A 20679-nucleotide genomic window follows, 5' to 3' on the forward strand; every position below is an offset into this window, starting at 1 on the left:
CGGACCCCTCCGCCCCGTCGGTCCGCCTCCGAGCGGACCGGCACACCGAACCCGCCATCCGTCAGAGCCCCGGCCGCCGCACCGGTCGGGACCTGCGAACCGAAGGAGAACCGCCATGTCCGCGAAGAAGTTCTACGACGCCGACGCCGACCTCTCGATCATCCAGGGCCGCACCGTGGCCGTGATCGGCTACGGCTCCCAGGGCCACGCCCACTCCCTGTCCCTGCGTGACTCGGGCGTGGACGTCCGCGTCGGCCTCGCCGAGGGGTCCGCGTCCCGGGCCAAGGCCGAGGCCGAGGGCCTCCGCGTGGTCGACGTGGCCACCGCCGCCGCCGAGGCCGACCTGATCATGATCCTCACCCCGGATCAGGTCCAGGCGGACGTCTACAACGAGCACATCGCGCCGAACCTCCAGGACGGCGACGCCCTCTTCTTCGCCCACGGCTTCAACGTGCGCTTCGGTTACATCCAGGCCCCGGCCGGCGTGGACGTGGCCCTTGTGGCCCCGAAGGGTCCGGGGCACGTGGTGCGCCGCGAGTTCGAGGCCGGCCGCGGCGTCCCCGCCCTGATCGCCGTGGAGCAGGACGCCTCCGGCGAGGCCCACGCCCTCGCCCTGTCCTACGCGAAGGGCATCGGCGGCACCCGCGCCGGCGTCATCGAGACCACCTTCACCGAGGAGACCGAGTCCGACCTGTTCGGCGAGCAGGCCGTGCTCTGCGGCGGCGCCTCCCAGCTGATCCAGTACGGCTTCGAGACCCTCACCGAGGCCGGCTACCAGCCGGAGATCGCCTACTTCGAGGTGCTGCACGAGCTCAAGCTGATCGTGGACCTCATGGTCGAAGGCGGCCTGGCCAAGCAGCGCTGGTCCATCTCCGACACCGCCGAGTTCGGCGACTACGTCTCCGGCCCCCGCGTCATCGACGAGCGTGTCAAGGAGAACATGAAGGCCGTCCTCGCGGACATCCAGTCCGGCGCCTTCGCCCAGCGCTTCATGGACGACCAGAAGGCCGGCGCCCCAGAGTTCAAGGAGCTGCGCGCCACGGCCGAGCAGCACCCGATCGAGGAGACCGGCCGCGAGCTGCGCCAGATGTTCGCCTGGCTCAAGGACACCGACGACGACTACACCGAGGGCACCGCTGCCCGCTGACCCGGACGGTGCGCCCGCCCTCTGATCGCCCCGGCTGATCCCCGACGACGGCGCCGTCACCCCGTGAGGTGCCGGCGCCGTCGTCATATTCCATTCCTTGCATAGAAATGCGGCTAGGCTCGGCCACGACCCGCCGCATCCGATCCGCACCCCGTGAAGGAAGAACCGTGAGCGCCACGTCCGTCGTCCTGATCGCCGAGGAGCTCTCCCCGGCCACCGTCGAGGCCCTCGGCCCCGACTTCGAGATCCGTCACACCGACGGTGCCGACCGTGCCCGCCTGCTGGCGGACCTGCCCGGCGCCGACGCCGTCCTCATCCGCTCGGCCACCCAGATGGACGCCGAGGCCATCGCCGCCGCCACGAACCTCAAGGTCATCGCCCGCGCCGGCGTCGGCCTGGACAATGTGGACGTGCCCGCCGCCACCGCCGCGGGCGTCATGGTGGTCAACGCACCGACCTCCAACATCCTGTCCGCCGCCGAGCTGACCTGCGGCCACATCCTGGCCTCGGCCCGCAACATCGCACCGGCCAACGCCGCCCTCAAGCAGGGGGAGTGGAAGCGCTCCAAGTACTCCGGAGTCGAGCTGTTCGGCAAGTCCCTGGGCATCATCGGCCTCGGCCGCATCGGCGCCCTGGTGGCCGAGCGCATGAAGGCCTTCGGCATGGACATCCTGGCCTACGACCCGTACATCACCGCGGCCCGGGCGCAGCAGCTCGGCGCCGAGCTGGTCGAGCTCGACGAGCTCCTCGAGCGCGCGGACTTCGTCACCATCCACATGCCCAAGACCCCGGAGACCGTCGGCATGCTCTCGGACGACCAGTTCGAGCGCATGAAGGACTCCGCGTTCGTGGTGAACGTCGCCCGCGGCGGACTGGTGGACGAGGAGGCCCTTGACCGCGCCCTGGCCGCCGGGAAGATCGCCGGCGCCGGCATCGATGTGTTCGCCTCCGAGCCTGCCACGGACCTGCCGTTCTTCGCCCACGACCGCTCCACCGTCACCCCGCACCTGGGCGCCTCCACCGCAGAGGCGCAGGAGAAGGCCGGCGTCGCCGTCGCCCGCTCCGTGCGCCTGGCCCTGGCCGGAGAGCTGGTGCCGGACGCCGTGAACGTCGCCGGCGGCGTCATCCACGAGGACGTGCGCCCGGGCCTGCCGCTGGCCGAGAACCTCGGGCGCGTGCTCACGGCTCTGCTGGGCGAGCGCTCGCTCACCGCCGTGGAGGTGGAGGTCGCCGGAGAGATCGCCGCGCAGGACGTCTCCTCCCTGCAGCTGGCCGCCCTCAAGGGCGTCTTCACGGACGTCGTCTCGGACCAGGTCTCCTATGTCAACGCGCCGGTGCTCGCCGAGCAGCGTGGTGTGGAGACCCGCCTGACCACCACCGCCGAGTCCAGCTCCTACCGCAACGTGGTCACCGTCCGCGGCGCCACCGCGCAGGGTGACCAGGTCTCCGTCTCCGGCACCCTCGTGGGCCCGCGCCAGCGGCAGAAGCTGGTGGGCGTGGACCGCGCAGAGATCGAGGTGCCGTTGTCCGACCACCTTCTCGCCTTCCGCTACAGGGACCGGCCGGGCGTCATCGGCATCCTCGGCCAGGCGCTGGGAGAGCAGGGTGTGAACATCGCCGGCATGGACGTCTCCCGCGAGGCCGAGGGCGGCACTGCCCTGGCGGTGCTCCAGATCGACTCGGCGCTGCAGCCGGGCACCCTGGACAAGCTCGAGCAGGCCATCGAGGCAGAACGCGCCGCCGAGGTGGACCTCGCCGAGCGCTGAGCCGGTCAGCGGGCAGACCCGCCGCGGCACACCGCAGCCGCCACGGCCACGGCCCCGGCACGGAAGCGGCCCCGTCACCCGATCAGGTGACGGGGCCGTCGTCGTTAGAATCGTGCGGGTGAGCACCCAGCGCGATCCCTTCTACGTCACTTCGGCCATCCACTACCCGAACGGCGAGCCGCACATCGGCCACGCCTACGAGATGGTGGGCGCCGACGCCCTCGCCCGCTTCATGCGCCTCGACGGCCGCGAGGTCTTCTTCCTCACCGGCACGGACGAGCACGGCCAGAAGATGGCCCAGGCCGCAGAGAAGCTGGGCCTGACCCCCATGGAGCTGGCCACCCGCAACTCCGCCGCCTTCAAGGCGATGGACGACGACGTGCTGAACGTGTCCTACGACCGCTTCATCCGGACCACCGACGAGGACCACCACCGTGCGTCCCAGGAGCTGTGGCGCCGCATGGAGGCCAACGGAGACATCTACCTGGACCGCTACGCCGGCTGGTACTCCGTACGCGACGAGCGCTTCTTCACCGAAGACGAGACCGAGGTCCGCGAGGACGGACAGCGGTACGCCGTGGAGACCGGCACCGAGGTCACCTGGACCGAGGAGGAGTCCTACTTCTTCCGCCTCTCCGCCTACACGGACAGGCTGCTCGCCTTCTATGAGGCGAACCCGGACTTCGCCGGTCCCCGCTACCGCTTCAACGAGGTCATCCGCTTCGTGGAGCAGGGCCTGAACGACCTCTCCATCTCCCGGACCAGCTTCGACTGGGGCATCACCGTCCCCGCCCCGGCCGGAGGCGGGGAGCCCTCGGCCCACCACGTCATGTACGTCTGGGTGGACGCGCTGACGAACTATCTGACCGGCGTCGGCTTCCCGGACGAGTCCTCCGAGTCCTTCGCCAGGTTCTGGCCGGCCGACGTGCACGTGATCGGCAAGGACATCTCCCGCTTCCACTGCATCTTCTGGCCGGCGTTCCTCATGTCCGCCGGGATCGAGCTGCCCAGGCGCGTGATGATCCACGGCTTCCTCAACAACAACGGTGAGAAGATGTCCAAGTCCCTGGGCAACGTCGTCGCCCCGGCCGAGTGGGCGGCCCGCTACGGCCTGGACGCCGTGCGCTTCTTCCTGCTGCGCGAGTTCTCCTTCGGCGCGGACGGCTCCTACAACCACGATGCCGTGGTGGGCCGCAAGAACGCCGACCTGGCCAACAACCTGGGCAACCTCGCTCAGCGCTCGCTGTCCATGGCGTTCAAGAACTGCGAGGCCGCCGTGCCCGTTCCGGGCGAGCCCACCGACGCCGATCGCGCGATCCTCGCCCAGGTGGACGGCCTGCTCGAGCATGCCCGGGCCGCCTACGCCGTGCAGGACTTCCATGGCTCGCTCGAGGAGACCTGGCGCGTGCTCGGCGAGGTCAACGCGTACTTCGCGGACCAGGCCCCGTGGGTGCTGCGCAAGACCGACGAGGAGCGCATGCGCACCGTCCTCTACGTCACCCTGCAGGCCGTGCGCCGCGTCGCCCTACTGGTCCAGCCGGTGATGCCGGACTCGGCCACCCGCCTGCTGGACCTGCTCGGCGTCGAGCCCTCCGGCGACGCAGGCCGGACCAACGCCTCCAACGAGGGTCCGCGCTCCTTCTCCGCGTTCGCCGAGGACCTCGTGCCCGGCACCGCGTTGCCGAAGCCGGTCGGTGTGTTCCCTCGCCACGAGGAGCCCGCCGAGGCCTGAGGCGGTTCCGACATGTGAGAGCCCCTGCCCGGATCATGGAATCCCGGCGGGGGCTCTCCTAGTGTGGCGCCCATGAGCCAGATTCCCGCCGCCCCGCATGTGCCCGCCGAGGGCTCCATCGACCTCGCCGTCATCGGCGGCGACGGCATCGGTCCCGAGGTGACCGCCCAGGCGCTCGCCGTCCTCCAGGCGGCGCTGGCCGCCGAAGGCGAGGCGGAGGCCACAGTCACCGAGTACCCGCTCGGCGCCGACCACTGGAAGGCCACCGGGGAGGCCCTGAACGCAGAGACCCTCGACGCCCTGCGGCGGCACGACGCGATCCTCTTCGGTGCCGTGGGCGTCGCCCCGGGCGACACCGAGGTGCCCTCCGGCCTGCTCGAGCGCCAGGTGCTGCTCAAGCTCCGCTTCGAGCTCGACCACGCCGTGAACCTGCGCCCCACCAGGCTCTACCCGGGCGCCGTCAGTCCGCTCTCCGAGCCCGGTGAAGTGGACTTCACCGTGGTCCGCGAGGGCACCGAGGGACCCTACGCCGGCAACGGCGGACAGCTGCGCGGCGGCACGGAGCAGCAGATCGCCACCGAGGTCTCCGTGAACACCGCCTACGGCGTCGAGCGCGTGGTCCGGTACGCCTTCGCCCGCGCCCAGGCCTCGGACCGGAAGAAGCTCACCTTCGTGCACAAGCACAACGTGCTCGTCCATGCCGGCCACCTCTGGAAGCGCGTCGTGGAGCAGGTCGCCGCCGACTTCCCGGAGGTCACGCACGACTACCTGCACGTGGACGCCGCGACCATCCTCATGGTCACCGACCCGGCCCGGTTCGACGTGATCGTCACGGACAACCTCTTCGGCGACATCCTCACGGACCTGGCTGCCGCGATCGGCGGGGGCATCGGCCTGGCCGCCTCCGGCAACATCAACGTCTCCGGCACGGCGCCGTCCATGTTCGAGCCGGTCCACGGCTCGGCCCCGGACATCGCAGGCCAGGGCATCGCCGACCCGACCGCCGCGATCCTGTCCGCCGCCATGGCCCTGGAACACCTGGGCCGCGGTGCCGCCGCCGAGCGGGTGCACCGCGCCGTCTGGGCCCACCTTGCCGAGCGCACCGCGGGGGAGAAGGTCTCGACCGAGGCCGTCGCCCGGGACATCGCCGCCCGCCTCTGACGACATCGCCGCCCGCCTCTGACGACATCGCCGCCCGCCTCTGACACGGAACGGCGCCGCCGTCGCGGCCCCGGTGCGTCCGGAATGTGAGCACCGCCACCGACGGGCATATCATCGTGATAAGGGCCTGGCCTGTCGCCTGCCGCCGTCTGCGCGGCGCGGGTGTGCGCCCCGCCCGAGCCGCCGCCGAATCCGCACGTCAGGAGTGAGCACACCGTGTCCGAGACCACCTTCCGCCGCATCGAGCATCCGTCCCCGCGCACCGACGCCGAGCGCGAGCAGATCCTTGCCGCCCCGGGCTTCGGGCAGGACTTCACGGACCACATGGTCTCGATCGACTGGACCAACGACAAGCAGGGCGGCTCCTGGCACGACGCCCGCGTCGAGCCCTACGGTCCGATCCAGCTGTCTCCGGCCGCGGCGGTGCTGCACTACGCCCAGGAGATCTTCGAGGGGCTGAAGGCCTACCGGCACGCCGACGGCTCCATCTGGACGTTCCGCCCGGAGGCCAATGCCGCCCGCCTGAACCGCTCGGCCGCGCGCCTGGCCCTGCCGCAGCTGCCGGAGGAGCTCTTCCTCGAGTCCATCCGCGAGCTCGTCTCCGCCGATGCCGCCTGGGTCCCCGGCGGCGACGGCGAGGCGCTCTACCTGCGTCCCTTCATGTACGCCTCCGAGGCGTTCCTCGGCGTCCGCTCGGCCAACGAGGTGGCCTACAAGGTCATCGCCTCCCCGGCCGGCAACTACTTCGGCGGCGAGCTCAAGCCGGTGACGATCTGGGTCTCCCGCGACTACGCCCGCGCCGCCGCCGGCGGCACCGGTGCCGCCAAGTGCGGCGGCAACTACGCCGGCTCGCTGGTCGCCCAGCAGGAGGCCGCGGCCCACGGCGCGAACCAGGTCCTGTTCCTGGACCCCACCCATGAGAACTCCGTCGAGGAGCTCGGCGGCATGAACGTGTTCTTCGTGTTCGCCGACGGCCGTCTGGTCACCCCGGAGCTCACCGGCACCATCCTCGAGGGCGTGACCCGCTCCTCCATCCTGCAGCTCGGCCGGGACATGGGCCTGCAGGTCGAGGAACGCCGCATCACCGTCGACGAGTGGGCTGCCGGCGTCGCCTCCGGCGAGATCACGGAGGTCTTCGCCTGCGGCACCGCCGCGGTGGTCACCCCGATCGGTCGCCTCCTGGACGGGGACGAGGTCATCGAGTCCCCCGGCGGCACCGATGTGACCCTGAAGATCCGTGAGACCCTGCTCGGCATCCAGACCGGGACGGCCGAAGACACCCACGGGTGGATGCACCGCCTGGTCTGAACCGGGCCGGGCCCGGTCCCTCCGGGCCGGCGTCACGACGACGGCTCCGTCGCCTTCGAGGCGACGGAGCCGTTGTCATCGCCCCGCCCTCGCCGGTCGCAGGGCGAGAGGCCGCCGAGGCAGGGGAGCGGCCGCCGTCGGGAAGGGCCTGCCGGAGTGGATGCGCGGACGCGGGGGCCGGGGCATAGGGTGGGGTCCATGCGCATCGCACGTTTCGTGGACCAGGCCGAACCGCAGTACGGGCTCGTGGAGGGCCCCGCCGACGCCCCGGAGGAGGAGCTGACCGTCACGGCCCTGGCCGGCGACCCGTTCTTCCATGGGGTCCAGACCACCGGCACCACCCACCGGCTGGCCGACGTCCGCCTCGTCGCGCCGATCATCCCGCGCTCCAAGGTCATCGGCGTGGGCCGCAACTGGGCGGACCACGCCGCCGAGCTCGGCAACGAGGTGCCCGCCAGCCCTCAGTTCTTCCTCAAGCCCAACACCTCTGTGGTGGGTCCGGGCGAGCCGGTCACCCTGCCGTCCTTCTCTGACGAGGTCTCCTACGAGGCCGAGCTGGCCGTGGTCATCGGTACCATCTGCAAGGAGGTCCCGATCGAGCGGGTGAAGGACGTGGTGTTCGGCTACACGGCGGCCAACGACCTCACCGCGCGTGACGCCCAGCGCACCGACCTGCAGTGGGCCCGTGCCAAGGGCTTCGACGGTGCCTGCCCGCTGGGTCCCTGGATCGAGACGGAGCTGGACGTGGAGTCCCCCGTGCGGATCACCTCCGCCGTGGACGGAGAGCCCGCCCAGGACGGCACCACGGACGACATGGTCTTCTCCGTGGCCGAGCTCGTGGCCGCCGCCTCGGAGGCGTTCACCCTGCTGCCCGGCGACGTCATCCTCACCGGCACCCCGTCCGGCGTGGGCCTGGTGCGCGAGGGCCAGCGCGTCGAGGTGGCCGTGGAGGGCATCGGCTCGTTCAGCACGCCGTTCCGGCGCTGAGGCACACCGCGCGCCGGGGCGGCCGTCAGGGGCGTCCGCCGGGGGCGGCCGAGGTCTGCGGGGCGACCCAGAGCCCCGCGGCGTCCTCGCCGCTGAGCGTGAGGGACACCTGCGCCGCACCGTCCCACGGCGCGGCGCCCGCGGCGGGACCGTGCAGGGTGAGGCTGACGTGGACCTTCTGACCGCCCCCGGGGGTGTGCAGCAGGATCCGCCGCCGCTGCGCAGCCTCCGGCAGGGGCAGGCGGAGGGCGGCCCTGCCGCAGACCAGCTCGACCGTCGGGCCGTCGCCGTCGTGTGCCGGGACGGCGGGGAGCTCCAGGACCGCCGCGGCGCCCGTCGCGGCGGTGAGGACGCCGGAGAAACCCAGCCGACGCCCCGCCGCCAGGGTCTTCTCGGACTCGGGGAGGGCGAGCGAGAGACGGTCTGCCCGGGCTCGGGTCCGGCGGTCCACGTCCCGTGCCGTCAGCCGTCCCTTCTCGTCGGACAGGACCATCCCGGAGAACGCCGCCGGCTCCACGGCCGCCGTCTTCCCGACGGCTGCGGCCCCGAGCGCGGCAGCGGCGGCTGCGGACCCGACGGCGGGACCCCGCGGGCGGGGGCGGATGCCGGCGGCGACGATCCTCCGCGCCACGTCGTCCACGGCGGCACGGGACTGCGCCTCCAGGTCCCGGATGCGCTGCACGCACGTGCCGGGCAACGGTCCGTCCAGGGCCGCGCGCAGGGCGTGCTCCAGGGCTGCGGCGTCGGCGTCCAGCGGCAGGCAGGCGGAGGCGCGGTCGGCCTCCCGGAAGTGCCGGCCCACCTTCGGGTCGTAGTCCAGGCCGACCGTCGGCGTCCCGCAGCGGTGCGCGAGCAGACAGGCGTGCAGGCGCATCGCCACGACGGCGTCCACCTCGCGCAGCAGCGCCGTCAGTTCGGCCAGGGGCGGTGGCTCCGCCAGGTCGATGTGCTCGACGTCCTCGGGCAGCAGCGCGGTGAGCTCCGCCAGCGCCTGCGCGTCCCGGCCCGGCCCCGCCTGGAAGGGGAGCGTCACCACGGTGAGGGGCCTCGTCGTGGCGACGGCCGCCAGGGCCGCGGCCAGCCGGGTCCGCAGGCGCGCCATGTCCCCGTCGGCCCAGGAGCGCAGGTTCACCGCGACGACCGTGCGGCCCGCGGCCCTGGCCCGGGCGACGGACGCGGCAGGCGAGCGGGCCTCGTCGGACGAGGGGCCGCTGTCGGGAAGGGAGAGGGAGTACACGAGGTCCGGAGCGAGGCGGACCTCCGGCAGGTCGGCGGCGAAGGGCTCCAGGATCCGGGCGCTGTCCTCGTCCCGCACGGTCAGGGTCGCGGCCGTGCGGGCGACCGCGCGGACCGCCCGGGCGGCGTCCTCGCTGCGGATCGGCCCGGCGCCGATCCCGAGGACGTGGACCGGGACGCCCAGCATCTCGGCCAGCATCACCGGGATCCCGTAGCCGGGCATGGACACCTTCGCCGCGGTGAAGAAGCCCAGGAGCCCGCCGGCCCGTTCGAAGGAGTAGTCGTGCCACAGTCCGCCTCCGCCCAGGACGAGGGCGTCGGAGCGACGGACGTGCTCGAAGGTCGCGGCGTGGTCCAGCCGCGAGTGGGCGGACAGACCTGGCAGCGTCGCCACGTGCTGCGGATGCTCGGCGGCCACCTGGACACGGACCTGCGGGTCCGCGCGCCGCAGCCCCTCATGGATCGCAGACAGCAGGAGGTCGTCTCCCAGATTGCGGGCGCCGTAGTAGCCCACCACGGTGACCCGACGGGGCTCGGCGGCGGAGGCGGCGGTCGGCTCGGCGGAGATCACGGGTCCTCCAGGGCGTCGGGAGTAGGCTGAGGACCACTATGTCTGATGCCATCGCGACCGACCACCTTCCCGCCTCCCGTGCCGCGTCCGCCGACGTCCCCCAGGTGGATGCGGACACCCCCGTCCGCGTCCGCTTCTGCCCCTCTCCGACCGGCACCCCGCACGTGGGGCTGATCCGCACCGCCCTGTTCAACTGGGGCTGGGCACGTCACACCGGCGGCACCCTCGTGTTCCGCATCGAGGACACCGACGCCAAGCGCGACTCCGAGGAGTCCTTCCTGCAGCTCGTCGAGGCCATGACGTGGCTCGGCATCGACTGGGACGAGGGCGTCCAGGTCGGTGGCCCGCACGAGCCCTACCGTCAGTCCCAGCGCAAGGACGTCTACGCGGACGTCATCGACAAGCTCAAGGACGGCGGTTACATCTACCCGTCCTACTCCACCCCGGAGGAGACCGAAGCGCGCCACCGCGCCGCCGGCCGCGACCCCAAGCTCGGCTACGACGGCTTCGACCGCGACCTGACCGCCGAGCAGATCGCGGCCTTCGAGGCCGAGGGACGCGTCCCGGTCTGGCGTGTGCGCATGCCGGATGAGGACATCACCTTCACGGACATGGTGCGCGGCGAGATCACCTTCAAGGCCGGCTCCGTGCCGGACTTCGTGGTGGTGCGCGGTGACGGGTCCGCGCTCTACACGCTGGTGAACCCCGTGGACGACGCCCTCATGGGCATCACCCATGTGCTGCGCGGCGAGGACCTGCTCTCCTCGACCCCGCGGCAGATCGCCCTGTACCGCGCCCTCTACGCCGTGGGCGTGGCGGCGTACATGCCTGAGTTCGGCCACCTGCCCTATGTGATGGGCCAGGGCAACAAGAAGCTCTCTAAGCGCGACCCGCAGGCCAACCTGTTCCACCACCGGGACAACGGCTTCATCCGCGAGGGCCTGCTGAACTACCTCGCCCTGCTCGGATGGTCCCTGTCCGCCGACGAGGACATCTTCACCCCCGAGCAGTTCGTGGAGCACTTCGACGTGCACAAGGTGCTGGCGAACCCGGCCCGCTTCGACGAGAAGAAGGCCGTCGCCATCAACGGCACCCACATCCGCATGCTCGACGAGGACGACTTCCGTGGGCGCCTGCTGCCCTACCTGCAGGCCGCAGGCCTGATGGCCCAGGAACCGACCGACCGCGAGGAGGAGATCCTCGCCGCGGCCGCCCCGCTCGTCCAGGAGCGCGTGCAGCTGCTGGGCGAGGCCGTGGACATGCTCGCCTTCCTCTTCACCGCAGACGCGGACATCGCCACCGCCGAGGGCGCCATGAAGGGCATGCCGGCGGACCTGGGCGCCGCCGTCTCGGCGGCCCGCGAGGCCCTCGAAGCCCTGCCGGAGGACGGTTTCACCACCGAGGCGATCGAGCAGGCCCTGCGCGCCGCGCTGATCGACGGCCTCGAGCTGAAGCCGCGCCAGGCCTTCGGCCCGGTGCGCGTGGCCGTGACCGGCAAGAAGGTCTCCCCGCCGCTGTTCGAGTCCCTGGAGATCCTCGGCAAGGCGTCCGCGCTGGCCCGCCTGGACCGATTCGCCGCCGAGCAGGGCCTCTGAGCCTGGTGCCGACGCCGAGCGGAGGGACGCGATGACCGGCCACCATGACGGCCGGTCCCAGCCCGGAGCCCCGGAGGCCGACCCCTCCGGGGCTCCGGCGTGGGACGGCGTCCTGTTCGACCTCGACGACACCCTGCTGGACCTGAAGACCGCCCAGCGGGCCGCCTTCACCGCCACCGTCTGCCGACAGTGGCCCGGCGTGGACGCCCTGGGAGAGGGGCCGCTGCGGGCCGCAGCCGTCGACTTCGCCGCAGACGTGCACGGGCACTACCAGCGGTACATCGCCGGAGAGCTGACCTTCGCGGAGCAGCGTCTGGCACGGGCCGCCGACGCCCTGCAGGGGCTCGGGGCGCCTGGCGCCGAGGCGGTGCCGGATGCGCAGCTCTGGGTGACGGAGTACGAGCACCTCGTGCGCTCCCACTGGAGGTTGTTCCCCGAGGTCGCCGCGGTGCTCGAGCAGGTCCGGGCCTCGGGGCGCCCCGTCGGGATCGTCACCAACAACGTCGAGGAGTACCAGCGCGGCAAGGCCGCGGCGATCGGCCTGGGGTGGATCGACGTGGTCGTCGGATCTGACACGGCCGGTGCGCCCAAGCCGGATGCGGCCCCGTTCCTGGCCGGTTGCGCAGGGCTCCGCACCGAGACGGCGCGGACGCTCTTCGTCGGGGACAGCCTGACGCACGATGTGGCCGGCGCGAGCGGTGCCGGGCTCGTGCCGGTCTGGTCCGTGCGCGATGCCGCGGACACGGCGGACGGCTCCGGGGAGGGCGCCGGCACGGAGCCGGTGGACCGACGTGGGCATGAGATCCGTCGTGCCACGGCTGCGCCGGTGCGGGAGCCGGAGCGAGGCTGCTGGCGGATCGGCTCGCTCGAGGCGTTGCGTGCCTGGCTTTGAGGAGGACTCGGCTGGCGGCGCGCAGGCGCGAGGGGCGTGGCCGGCAGAGACGCCCTGGCGCGCTGCTGTGACGGATGGTGGAGATCACGCCGCCTCCGGTTTTGCACTCGCACGGAAGGACGTGTAGAGTTCTTACTCGTTGCCGGGGGAATCCGGGAACGCACGTTCGTGAATAACGAGCTGACGGTCAGTCAAGCATTGACCGGCAGTGGGGTATGGTGTAATTGGCAACACAACGGTTTCTGGTACCGTCATTCTAGGTTCGAGTCCTGGTACCCCAGCTCGCAGAAGCTGTGGTAGGCTTCTCGAGTTGCTCCGACGCGAGTCGGGACAACACTTTCGGCCCCATCGTATAGCGGCCTAGTACGCCGCCCTCTCACGGCGGTAACGCGGGTTCAAATCCCGCTGGGGTCACCAACCCGCGAAAGCCCCGGTCTTCGGACCGGGGCTTTCGTGCGTCCGCGGAGCCGCTGCACCGGACGCGTCGTCAGTCCAGTGGTGGCCGTCCGCCCGGACGCTCGCGGGGCCGGCAGGCGGTCCCGTTGCCGGGCACGGGCGCACCGCTGCCTCGACCTCCGATTTTGCCCGGGGTCGGGGCCCTGCTAAATTTGTGGAGTTGCCACGGACGGCGCACGTCGCCCGGAGCAACGGCTCGGCCCCATCGTATAGCGGCCTAGTACGCCGCCCTCTCACGGCGGTAACGCGGGTTCAAATCCCGCTGGGGTCACCAACCCGCGAAAGCCCCGGTCTTCGGACCGGGGTTCTCGTGCGTCTGCCGGACGCGGCTCAGCCGTCGTCGGACGGGGTCGGGGCGCCGCCGGCGGCCGGCTCAGCCGCAGGCGCCCCGGTCGGGTACAGGGCCACGATCTCGGCGAGCACGGACTCCGCCTCGGCCCGCTCCTCGGGAGACACCTGCTCGAGCAGCGGTGCGTACCAGGTGTCGAGGGAGCGCTGCAGCTGACCGGAGCAGAAAGTCTCCAGCAGGTCGTTCTCCTGCAGCCAGGCGAGACGGGCGTGCTCCACCACGAGGTGCTTGTGGAACAGACGTGCGGAGGCGTCGTTGGTGACGGAGCCGGCCCGGTCCGCCACGTAGACCAGGTGTGCACGGTCCGTGAAGACCGCGTTCTCCGCTGCGAGGAGGACCTCCCAGCCGTACAGCGTGTCCTCGCCGGAGGCCGACTCGACGAAGCGGATGCCGGCCGAGCGCAGGAACTGCGTGCGCAGCACGGCCGCCTGGGTCGACACGGTGGGGAAGTGGCGCCCGCGGAAGAACTCCCGGCGCGCGTCCGCCACCTCACGGTCCCCGAATGCGTGGCGGGCCATCACCCGGGCGTCGTCGCCGATCTTCACCTGGAAGCCCGAGACGAAGTCCGGCGTCCACTCCTCTGCTCGGCGCGCGACGTACAGGTCGAGCAGCCGGTCGTAGCCGCCGGGGCTGATCTCGTTGTCCGGGTCGAGGAAGGAGACGAGCTCCGTGCGGACGTGCTCCACGCCCCAGTTGCGCGGACGCGACGCGGAACCGGACCCGCCGTCCTCGAACAGGTGGACCGTGATCCGCGGACAGTGTTCCGCCAGCGAGCGGCACACGTCCGGGGTGCGTCCGTCCGTGGAGCCGTCGTCCACCAGCATGACGTGCATCCGGGGCCAGCACTCCTGACGGGCCAGCGAGGGCAGAGCCGTCTCCAGCAGGTGTCGTCCGTTGTTGTAGACCGGCAGGATGACGGTCAGGTCGGGACCGGAGGGATGGGCGGTGTCCTCGGCCGGAGCCGGATCTGCGAACAGCTTTCCCGGCGGGCAGTCCAGCTCGAACGGGTCCACGGCGAAGGCGCGTCCGCCGTCGGGCACGCCCCACAGCCAGGCGGAGGCCGGCGCCGCCGAGAGGGAGAGTCCGCTCGTCCAGACGTCGCCGCGGTCGTGGACGCCCACATGGCAGCCGGCCAGGATCTCGGCAAGGGGCTCTCCGTCTGCTTGGCGGCGCTCGAGGTCCGCCATCGTGATCGGCTGGACGACCCGGTCGACCTCCAGGGACAGGAAGGGCAGGACCCTGCTGTGCAGGTACCGACGTCCGTGCCGGTCGCCGGCGCGCAGCGGCACGAGCACATCGACGCCCTCGGCGCGGCAGAAGGCGTCCAGGGCCTCCGGCAGAGGGAAGTCCTCCACGGTGCGGACCAGCAGGTCTGCGCAGGCCGGCGCCTCGGGGACATCCGCCGTCGGCGCGCGGTCGTACAGCGCCAGCACCGTCAGGCGCGGTCGGGTGGGGGAGCCGGACTCCAGCCGGTCCGCGGCATCCCAGGCGGCCGCCGTCCGGGCGGCCGCCTCGTAGCGGCGCAGGGGGCGGTTCAGGCAGGCGAGGTCCTGATCCACCGGGACCGCATGGATCTGCGGGGCGGTCCGGCGCACCCACGCGCTCTGGTCCGTCACCACCGACAGGCCGTGGGCCAGGAACCCCTCCAGCCGGCGGCGAGCGGCATCGTCCCCGGCGGTCGCGATGACGTGGTGCGCGGCCGCCGCCTCGACGACGTCGTCCGAAGCGGCCGCCAGGGCCTCGCGCCGGATCCACTGTTCGCCCGAGGACTCGAGCGAACGGGCCAGCATGGCCGTGCCGCCGCCATCGTCGGTGTCCACGGGCCACAGGACGGTGCCACCTGCGGTCGGATCGAACATGCCCCAGGTGGTGGGGCCCCCTCCGGCGCGGCGCCAGGCCTCGGCCTGCGAGCGCTGGGCGAGCGGCGCGGCACGGCGCATCAGCGCGGCGACGAACGGCGCCACGCCCGCCGGTGCGTTCCAGGCGGCGCGGGAGCGGTCGGTGAAGGGAGCCACCCCGACATGCTTCAGCCGGATCCGTCCGGCGCCGCGGATCCGCAGGGCCAGACGGAACCGCTCGCAGTCTCCGCGGAGCACGTGCACCGTCGGGGTGTTGGCGGGCACGAAGGTGACCCGTGACTTCGTGCCCCGGTCGTCGAACTCCACCACCGCCACGTCGACGACGATCGCCTTCGTGCTCGGTGCCTCCGTCACGAGGTCGACCGCGAGCCCGGTCGTCTCCCCTCGAAGGGGGAGGTCCGGTCCGGGTCGGGAGAGGTCGCCCAGCGTGCCGGCGTGGACCAGGTAGTCGCTGCCTGCGCGTCGATGCTCCAGGACCTCGGGGGCGTCGTCGGCGCAGCGCAGGTACCGCACGGAGGGCCCGGTCCACGACTCGTCGGAGAGCAGGCCGCCCGACAGCGACGGAGGAGACCAGTGCTCAGGCAGGGCGATGAACGTCACACCGTCCACTATAGGGAGTGGACCGCGGCGGCACCGTCGGCGGCCGGGCACCGACGCGCGGTGCGCGGAGGGGGAGTCGGACAGGGCGCGGCCCGTGACCGCCCACGTGTCATCATGGGCGGGTGACGAACACTTCCCATCACGACGCCGTTGCGCTCGAGTCGGTCCAGGAGACCGTCCGGGCCGCGCGCTCCCACGCCGACGCCGTCGAGCTGTCCCTCGAGACCTCCGGCGTGGCCGGTCAGCGCGCCCTGCGTGAACGCACGCTGCACCAGATCGACGACTACGTCCTGCCTCGGCTGGACTCGCTCGACGCTCCTCTGCTGGCCGTCGTCGGCGGCTCCACCGGCGCCGGAAAGTCCACCCTCGTGAACGCCCTCGTGGGCCACGAGGTCTCCCGCTCCTCGGCGCTGCGCCCCACCACCCGCCAGCCCCTGCTGCTGCACCACCCGGACGACGAGCACTGGTTCTCCGGCCCACGGGTGCTGCCCGAGCTCGCCCGCGTCCGTGTGCACCGCTCCGTCTCCGCCGGCCCGGTGGAGCCGGACGGCGGTGCCATGGACACCGTGGCCCTCGTGGCGGAGCCCGCGCTGCCGGCCGGCATCGCGATGGTCGACGCCCCGGACATCGACTCCGTCTCGGACGACAACCGCGCACTGTCCCGCCAGCTGCTCGAGGCCGCAGACCTCTGGATCTTCACCACCACCGCGCACCGTTACGCGGACGCCGTGCCGTGGCAGCTGCTGGGTGAGGCCGCGGCGCGCGACATCACCGTGGCCATCGTCCTGGGACGTGTCCCGGACGGTGCCGAGCAGGACATCGTCCCGGACCTGCGCCGGATGCTCTCCGAGCGCGGACTGGCCGACTCCCCGGTCCATGTGATCCCCGAGACCCGGTTCGACGAGCGCGGCCTGCTCCCCGAGGAGCACGTCGCAGGGCTGCGCCGGTGGCTCACGGAGCTCGCCGAGGACGCCGCCACCCGCTCGGCGGTCGCCCGCCGCACGGTGGACGGCGTCCTGGCCCAGCTGGCCCAGCGCGTCGACGCCCTGGCGGACGCCGAGGCCGAGCAGCAGTCTGCGGCCGACGCCCTGGCCCGCATCGTGGCCGAGGCCACCGACCGCGCCGCCACGAAGGTCGAGGAGGCCACGTCGGACGGCACCCTGCTGCGCGGTGAGGTCCTCGCCCGCTGGCAGGACTTCGTCGGCACCGGCGAGTTCTTCCGCGGCCTGGAGTCCGGCATCGGCCGCATGCGCGACCGACTCGCGGCGTTCGTCCGCGGCCGCCCGGCCCCGCCGGAGCAGGTCGAGACCGCTCTGGAGACCGGACTGCACGCCGTGATCGTGGAGGCCGCCGCCGACGCCGCCGAGGACATCGAGCGCCGCTGGAAGGCCGAGCCGGCCGGCAGCGCCGTCCTGTCCGGCCGCAACCTCGGCGCCCTGCCGAGCGGATTCTCGGAGGAGGCGGCCGGCGTCATCCGCGCCTGGCAACAGGACGTGCTCGCCCTCATCCAGGAGGAGGGCGCCGGTCGACGCACCAAGGCTCGCCTGGCCGCGTTCGGTGTCAACGGCGCCGCGGTGGCCCTCATGGTCCTCTCCTTCGCCTCCACCGGCGGCCTCGTCGGCCTGGAGGTCGGCATCGCCGGTGGCACCGCCGTCGTCGGCCAGAAGCTGCTCGAGTCGATCTTCGGCGAGGACGCGGTGCGACGCATGGCCACGAAGGCGAACGACCTGCTGGACATGCGCGTCCGTCGACTGCTGGACGGCGCCCTGTCCGACCAGTTCCTGCCGCTGGTCGAGCGGAGGCGCACCGCCGAGGACACCGCCGCCCTGCGCCGCCTGGCCCCGTCCCTGCGCTCCGGCCTCTCCGGAACCCCGACGACCGTCGGGGCGCCCGGCACCGACACCGACGCGGCCCGATCCGGCGGGCAGCACGCCCAGGACCCGGATGACGAGGACGTGTCCGTCGTGCACCCGGAGGAGGACCACGCATGAGCCGCAGCACCGCCCCGAGCCTGCACGACCGTCTGGCCGCCCTGGGCGAGGCCGCCGAACTCGGCCGTGACCGCCTGCCGGACCCCGTGGTGGACGACGCCCACGCCGCCATGGACGCCGCCTCCATGCGGACCTCGCTCTCTGCGGACCACACGGTGGTCGGCTTCTTCGGTGCCACCGGCTCCGGCAAGTCCTCCCTGTTCAACGCCCTGACCGGCCGCGATCTGGCCCGTGTGGCGGCCACCCGTCCGACCACCTCCGAGGCGCTCGCCGCTGTCTGGGGCGTGGGCCGCGGCCAGGACCAGACGGGCGAGGGCGGCGGCGCCGCCGCGCTGCTGGACTGGCTCGGCGTGAAGCAGCGCCATCTTCTGGACGACGCCCCGCACCTGGACCAGGGCCGTCAGGGCTTGTTCGGGATCGGCCGCCGCGAGGGCGCCGACGCCACCGGCCTGATCCTGCTGGACCTGCCGGACGTGGACTCCGTGGTCCTGGAGAACCGCACGGTCACCGAACGTCTCGCCGGACACGTGGACGTGCTCGTCTTCGTGGTGGATCCGGAGAAGTATGCCGACGCCGTGCTGCACCGCGACTTCCTGGCCACCATGGGCTCCCACGCCGCTGTGACCCTGGTGGTTCTCAACCAGGTGGACCGCATCCAGGTGCGCGACCGGGACGAGGTCATCGCCTCCCTGCGTCGCATGCTCACCGGCCACGGGCTGGGAGACGTGCGGGTCATGGCCGCCTCCGCCCGCACCGGAGAGGGCCTGGACGAGGTCGGCGCGCAGATCGCCCGCATCGTCGCCGAGCGCGGCGCCGCCTCCGCACGCCTGTCCGCGGACGTCGCCGCCCACGCCGACGCCTTGGACGCCGCCTCCGGCGGGGGAGAGCCTGCCGGCGTCGGCTCCGGCAGGGCAGAGCGCCTCGGCCGTGACCTCGCCGTGGCCGGCGGCGTGCCCGCCGTGGTCCGTGCGGTCGAGGGCTCCTACCGCCTGCGCGCCACCCGCGCCACGGGCTGGCCCGTGCTGCGCTGGACCCACCGTTTCCGCACGGACCCGCTGCGTCGGCTGCACCTGCTGCCGTCCCGTCCGCTGCCGCAGCGGGACGGGGACGCCCCGGAGCACGATCCGTCGCTGCACCGCACCTCCCTGCCGGAGCGCAGCGGCACTCAGAAGGCCGCCGTGGCCGCCGCGGTCCGTTCGCTCGTCATCGATGCCTCCGCCGGCGCCCCCGAGCCGTGGGAGGCCTCGATCCGCCGGGCCGGCCGCAGCCGCCAGGAGCGGCTGCCGGACGCCGTGGACCAGGCCATCGCCGGCACCGACCTCCAGGCCGGCAAGGGTTCGTGGTGGTGGCCGGTGTTCAACGTGCTCCAGTGGCTGGCCCTGCTCACCGCAGTGGTGGGCGCCGGCTGGCTCGGTGTCTATGCGCTGGCCGCGTACCTGCAGTTCCATCTGCCCGAGGCTCCGCAGGTGGAGGGCTTCCCGCTGCCGACGCTCCTGCTGGTCGCAGGCATCGCCCTCGGCATCCTGTTGGCGCTGCTGGCGATCCCGCTCGCCCGGCTCGCGGCGCGCGGACGGGGCCGCAGGGCGCGCCGCCGCCTCGAGGAGGCCACCACCGAGGTCGGCCGCCGCGAGGTCATCCGTCCGGTGGAGGAGGAGATCGCCCGGCTTGCGGACTTCCGGGCCGCCCTCGCCCGGGCCCGGGGCGCAGAGGCCGGGCGGGGAGGCGCGCGTGCCCGCCGCTGAGCACCACGATGACGGCCTCCGCCCCTCCGCGGGCGGCGGTCGTCACCGTGCGGTCGGCGGGGAGACCGGCGCCGGGGCCGGCTCCGTCACGGCATCGCCGTGCCGGGCGGGCGGCGACGACGCCCAGACGCTCGCCGGCCTGGGCGAGGCCGGAGTGCTGCGCGTGATCGGCCGGGAGCTGGCCGTGGTCGAAGAACGCCGTCCGTGGCCGGAGGGCAGCGTGGGCATCGGAGACGACGCGGCCCTGCTGCCGGTGTCGCCCGGCGGCACCCTCGTCTCCGCGGACTCCATGGCCGAGGGCCACGACTGGCTGCCGACCTGGCCGGCCGGCGTCCGCACCCGTGGTTTCGACGTCGGCTGGAAGGCCGCGGCGCAGAACCTCTCCGACATCAACGCGATGGGCGGAGTGCCCACGGCACTCGTCATGGCTCTGACGGGACCGCGGCGCACCGAGGCGGCCTGGATCGCCGGCGTCGCCCGCGGCCTCGCCACCGCCCTGCTGCGTCTGGGCGCGGACGAGTGCCGGGTGGCCGGCGGCGACCTCGGCGGCGCCGACCGTGCGGGACTGGCCGTCACCGTGCTCGGCCGGCCTGGAGTCCACGGCGTGCTGCGCCGGACCATGGGGGAGCAGGACCTCGCGGCGGTCCGCAGCGAGGGCGGCGCCGTGGTCCACGCCGGGAGCGCGCCGGGCTGGGCGGCGGCGGGGCTCGCCCTGCTGTTCACCGACCGCGCCGAGCTTGAGGAGCGCTGGCATGGACTGGCACCTCAGGACCGTCCCGGTCCACGTGAGTTCGTCCGTGCCGTTCGCGCCCAGCTGCGCCCCCGGCCGCCGCTGGGGGCCGGGCCCGCCGGCGCCGGCGCATTCGCCTGCGGGATGGACGTCTCGGACGGGCTCGGCCGGGACGCGGACCGGCTTGCGGCGGCCAACGGCGTGCAGCTCTGGGCTGACGAGGCCTGGGTCGCCGAGGCGGCCGCACCGCTGCGCGGGCTTGGCCGGCTGCTGGACATCGCCCCGGAGGAATGGGTGCTCGGCGGGGGAGAGGACTACGGTCTGCTGGCCGTCCTGCGACCCGGTCACGGCGTCCCGCCCGGCTTCCGGGTGATCGGTGCGGTGCCGTCGTCGTCAAGCGTGCCGGCCGGCCATCGGCTGCTGGGCGAGGCCGGGTGGGACCACTTCGCCTGAACTGCATCGGCGCGCCGCGGCACCGGGGCCGGGCGGCGGCGGAGCCTGCACACCGACGCACCGGGGCCCCGACCGAGACGGTCGGGGCCCTGGCCCGCCTCTGG

The 20679-nt window shown here is 72.9% G+C and carries 13 protein-coding genes and 3 tRNA genes; 14 read left to right on the forward strand and 2 right to left on the reverse strand.

The genetic code is table 11. The features are described from left to right. Positions 1 to 115 precede the first annotated feature (115 nt). The 6 genes from ilvC (at position 116) to CEQ11_RS06485 (ending at position 8101) form a co-directional block, all read left to right on the forward strand. Positions 116 to 1147 carry a ketol-acid reductoisomerase gene (gene ilvC, locus CEQ11_RS06460; RefSeq protein WP_088478115.1) on the forward strand — a complete coding sequence of 344 codons (1032 nt, stop codon included), beginning with the start codon at positions 116 to 118 and terminating at the stop codon, positions 1145 to 1147. Positions 1148 to 1314: 167 nt separating this feature from the next. Further along, positions 1315 to 2913 (forward strand): phosphoglycerate dehydrogenase, encoded by a 1599-nt coding sequence (serA, locus tag CEQ11_RS06465; RefSeq protein ID WP_227718770.1) that lies wholly within the window; start codon positions 1315 to 1317, stop codon positions 2911 to 2913. 112 nt (positions 2914 to 3025) lie between these two features. Next, the gene (gene metG / locus CEQ11_RS06470; RefSeq protein ID WP_369804917.1) at positions 3026 to 4645 is read left to right on the forward strand and encodes a methionine--tRNA ligase; all 1620 of its coding nucleotides are present in this window, start codon (positions 3026 to 3028) and stop codon (positions 4643 to 4645) included. Positions 4646 to 4717: 72 nt separating this feature from the next. Further along, positions 4718 to 5806: a 3-isopropylmalate dehydrogenase gene (locus CEQ11_RS06475; RefSeq protein WP_088478118.1), complete on the forward strand. Its 1089-nt coding sequence runs from the start codon at positions 4718 to 4720 to the stop codon at positions 5804 to 5806. 216 nt (positions 5807 to 6022) lie between these two features. Next, positions 6023 to 7114 carry a branched-chain amino acid aminotransferase gene (locus CEQ11_RS06480; RefSeq protein WP_088478119.1) on the forward strand — a complete coding sequence of 364 codons (1092 nt, stop codon included), beginning with the start codon at positions 6023 to 6025 and terminating at the stop codon, positions 7112 to 7114. A gap of 198 nt (positions 7115 to 7312) precedes the next feature. Continuing rightward, positions 7313 to 8101: a fumarylacetoacetate hydrolase family protein gene (locus tag CEQ11_RS06485; RefSeq protein WP_088478941.1), complete on the forward strand. Its 789-nt coding sequence runs from the start codon at positions 7313 to 7315 to the stop codon at positions 8099 to 8101. A 25-nt stretch (positions 8102 to 8126) separates the two neighbouring features. Here CEQ11_RS06485 and CEQ11_RS06490 read toward each other — a convergent pair whose 3' ends face one another. Then, positions 8127 to 9908, reverse strand: coding sequence for a polysaccharide pyruvyl transferase family protein (locus CEQ11_RS06490; protein WP_088478120.1), 1782 nt, complete (start codon positions 9906 to 9908; stop codon positions 8127 to 8129). A 38-nt stretch (positions 9909 to 9946) separates the two neighbouring features. On the opposite strand from CEQ11_RS06490, the gene gltX reads away from it, so the two are divergent. The 5 genes from gltX (at position 9947) to CEQ11_RS06515 (ending at position 13125) form a co-directional block, all read left to right on the forward strand. Continuing rightward, positions 9947 to 11503, forward strand: a complete 1557-nt coding sequence (gltX, locus tag CEQ11_RS06495) for a glutamate--tRNA ligase (protein WP_088478121.1) — start codon at positions 9947 to 9949, stop codon at positions 11501 to 11503. 31 nt (positions 11504 to 11534) lie between these two features. Next, a complete protein-coding gene (locus CEQ11_RS06500; protein ID WP_088478122.1) occupies positions 11535 to 12395 on the forward strand; it encodes an HAD family hydrolase in 861 nt (286 codons plus the stop codon). Between the two features lie 209 nt (positions 12396 to 12604). Further along, positions 12605 to 12676: transfer RNA gene (locus CEQ11_RS06505), tRNA-Gln, on the forward strand. Between the two features lie 60 nt (positions 12677 to 12736). Continuing rightward, positions 12737 to 12812, forward strand: a tRNA-Glu gene (locus tag CEQ11_RS06510). A gap of 237 nt (positions 12813 to 13049) precedes the next feature. Next, positions 13050 to 13125 (forward strand) — tRNA-Glu (locus CEQ11_RS06515). A gap of 56 nt (positions 13126 to 13181) precedes the next feature. Here the strand turns inward: CEQ11_RS06515 and CEQ11_RS06520 are convergent. After that, positions 13182 to 15659, reverse strand: a complete 2478-nt coding sequence (locus CEQ11_RS06520; RefSeq protein ID WP_088478123.1) for a glycosyltransferase — start codon at positions 15657 to 15659, stop codon at positions 13182 to 13184. A gap of 122 nt (positions 15660 to 15781) precedes the next feature. On the opposite strand from CEQ11_RS06520, the gene CEQ11_RS06525 reads away from it, so the two are divergent. From CEQ11_RS06525 to CEQ11_RS06535, 3 genes are read left to right on the forward strand one after another with little or no spacing between them, the layout of a single operon-like run. Further along, positions 15782 to 17650 carry a dynamin family protein gene (locus CEQ11_RS06525; RefSeq protein ID WP_227718771.1) on the forward strand — a complete coding sequence of 623 codons (1869 nt, stop codon included), beginning with the start codon at positions 15782 to 15784 and terminating at the stop codon, positions 17648 to 17650. Then, on the forward strand, positions 17647 to 19392 hold the full coding sequence (locus tag CEQ11_RS06530) for a GTPase (RefSeq protein ID WP_088478124.1): 1746 nt from the start codon (positions 17647 to 17649) through the stop codon (positions 19390 to 19392). The genes CEQ11_RS06525 and CEQ11_RS06530 overlap by 4 nt, the downstream gene beginning before the upstream one ends. Continuing rightward, positions 19379 to 20575, forward strand: coding sequence for a thiamine-monophosphate kinase (locus CEQ11_RS06535; RefSeq protein WP_193762999.1), 1197 nt, complete (start codon positions 19379 to 19381; stop codon positions 20573 to 20575). The genes CEQ11_RS06530 and CEQ11_RS06535 overlap by 14 nt, the downstream gene beginning before the upstream one ends. Positions 20576 to 20679: the final 104 nt, after the last annotated feature.

It is taken from the genome of Micrococcus sp. FDAARGOS_333 (genome assembly GCF_002206575.2).
Classification (GTDB): Bacteria; Actinomycetota; Actinomycetes; order Actinomycetales; family Micrococcaceae; genus Micrococcus; species Micrococcus lylae.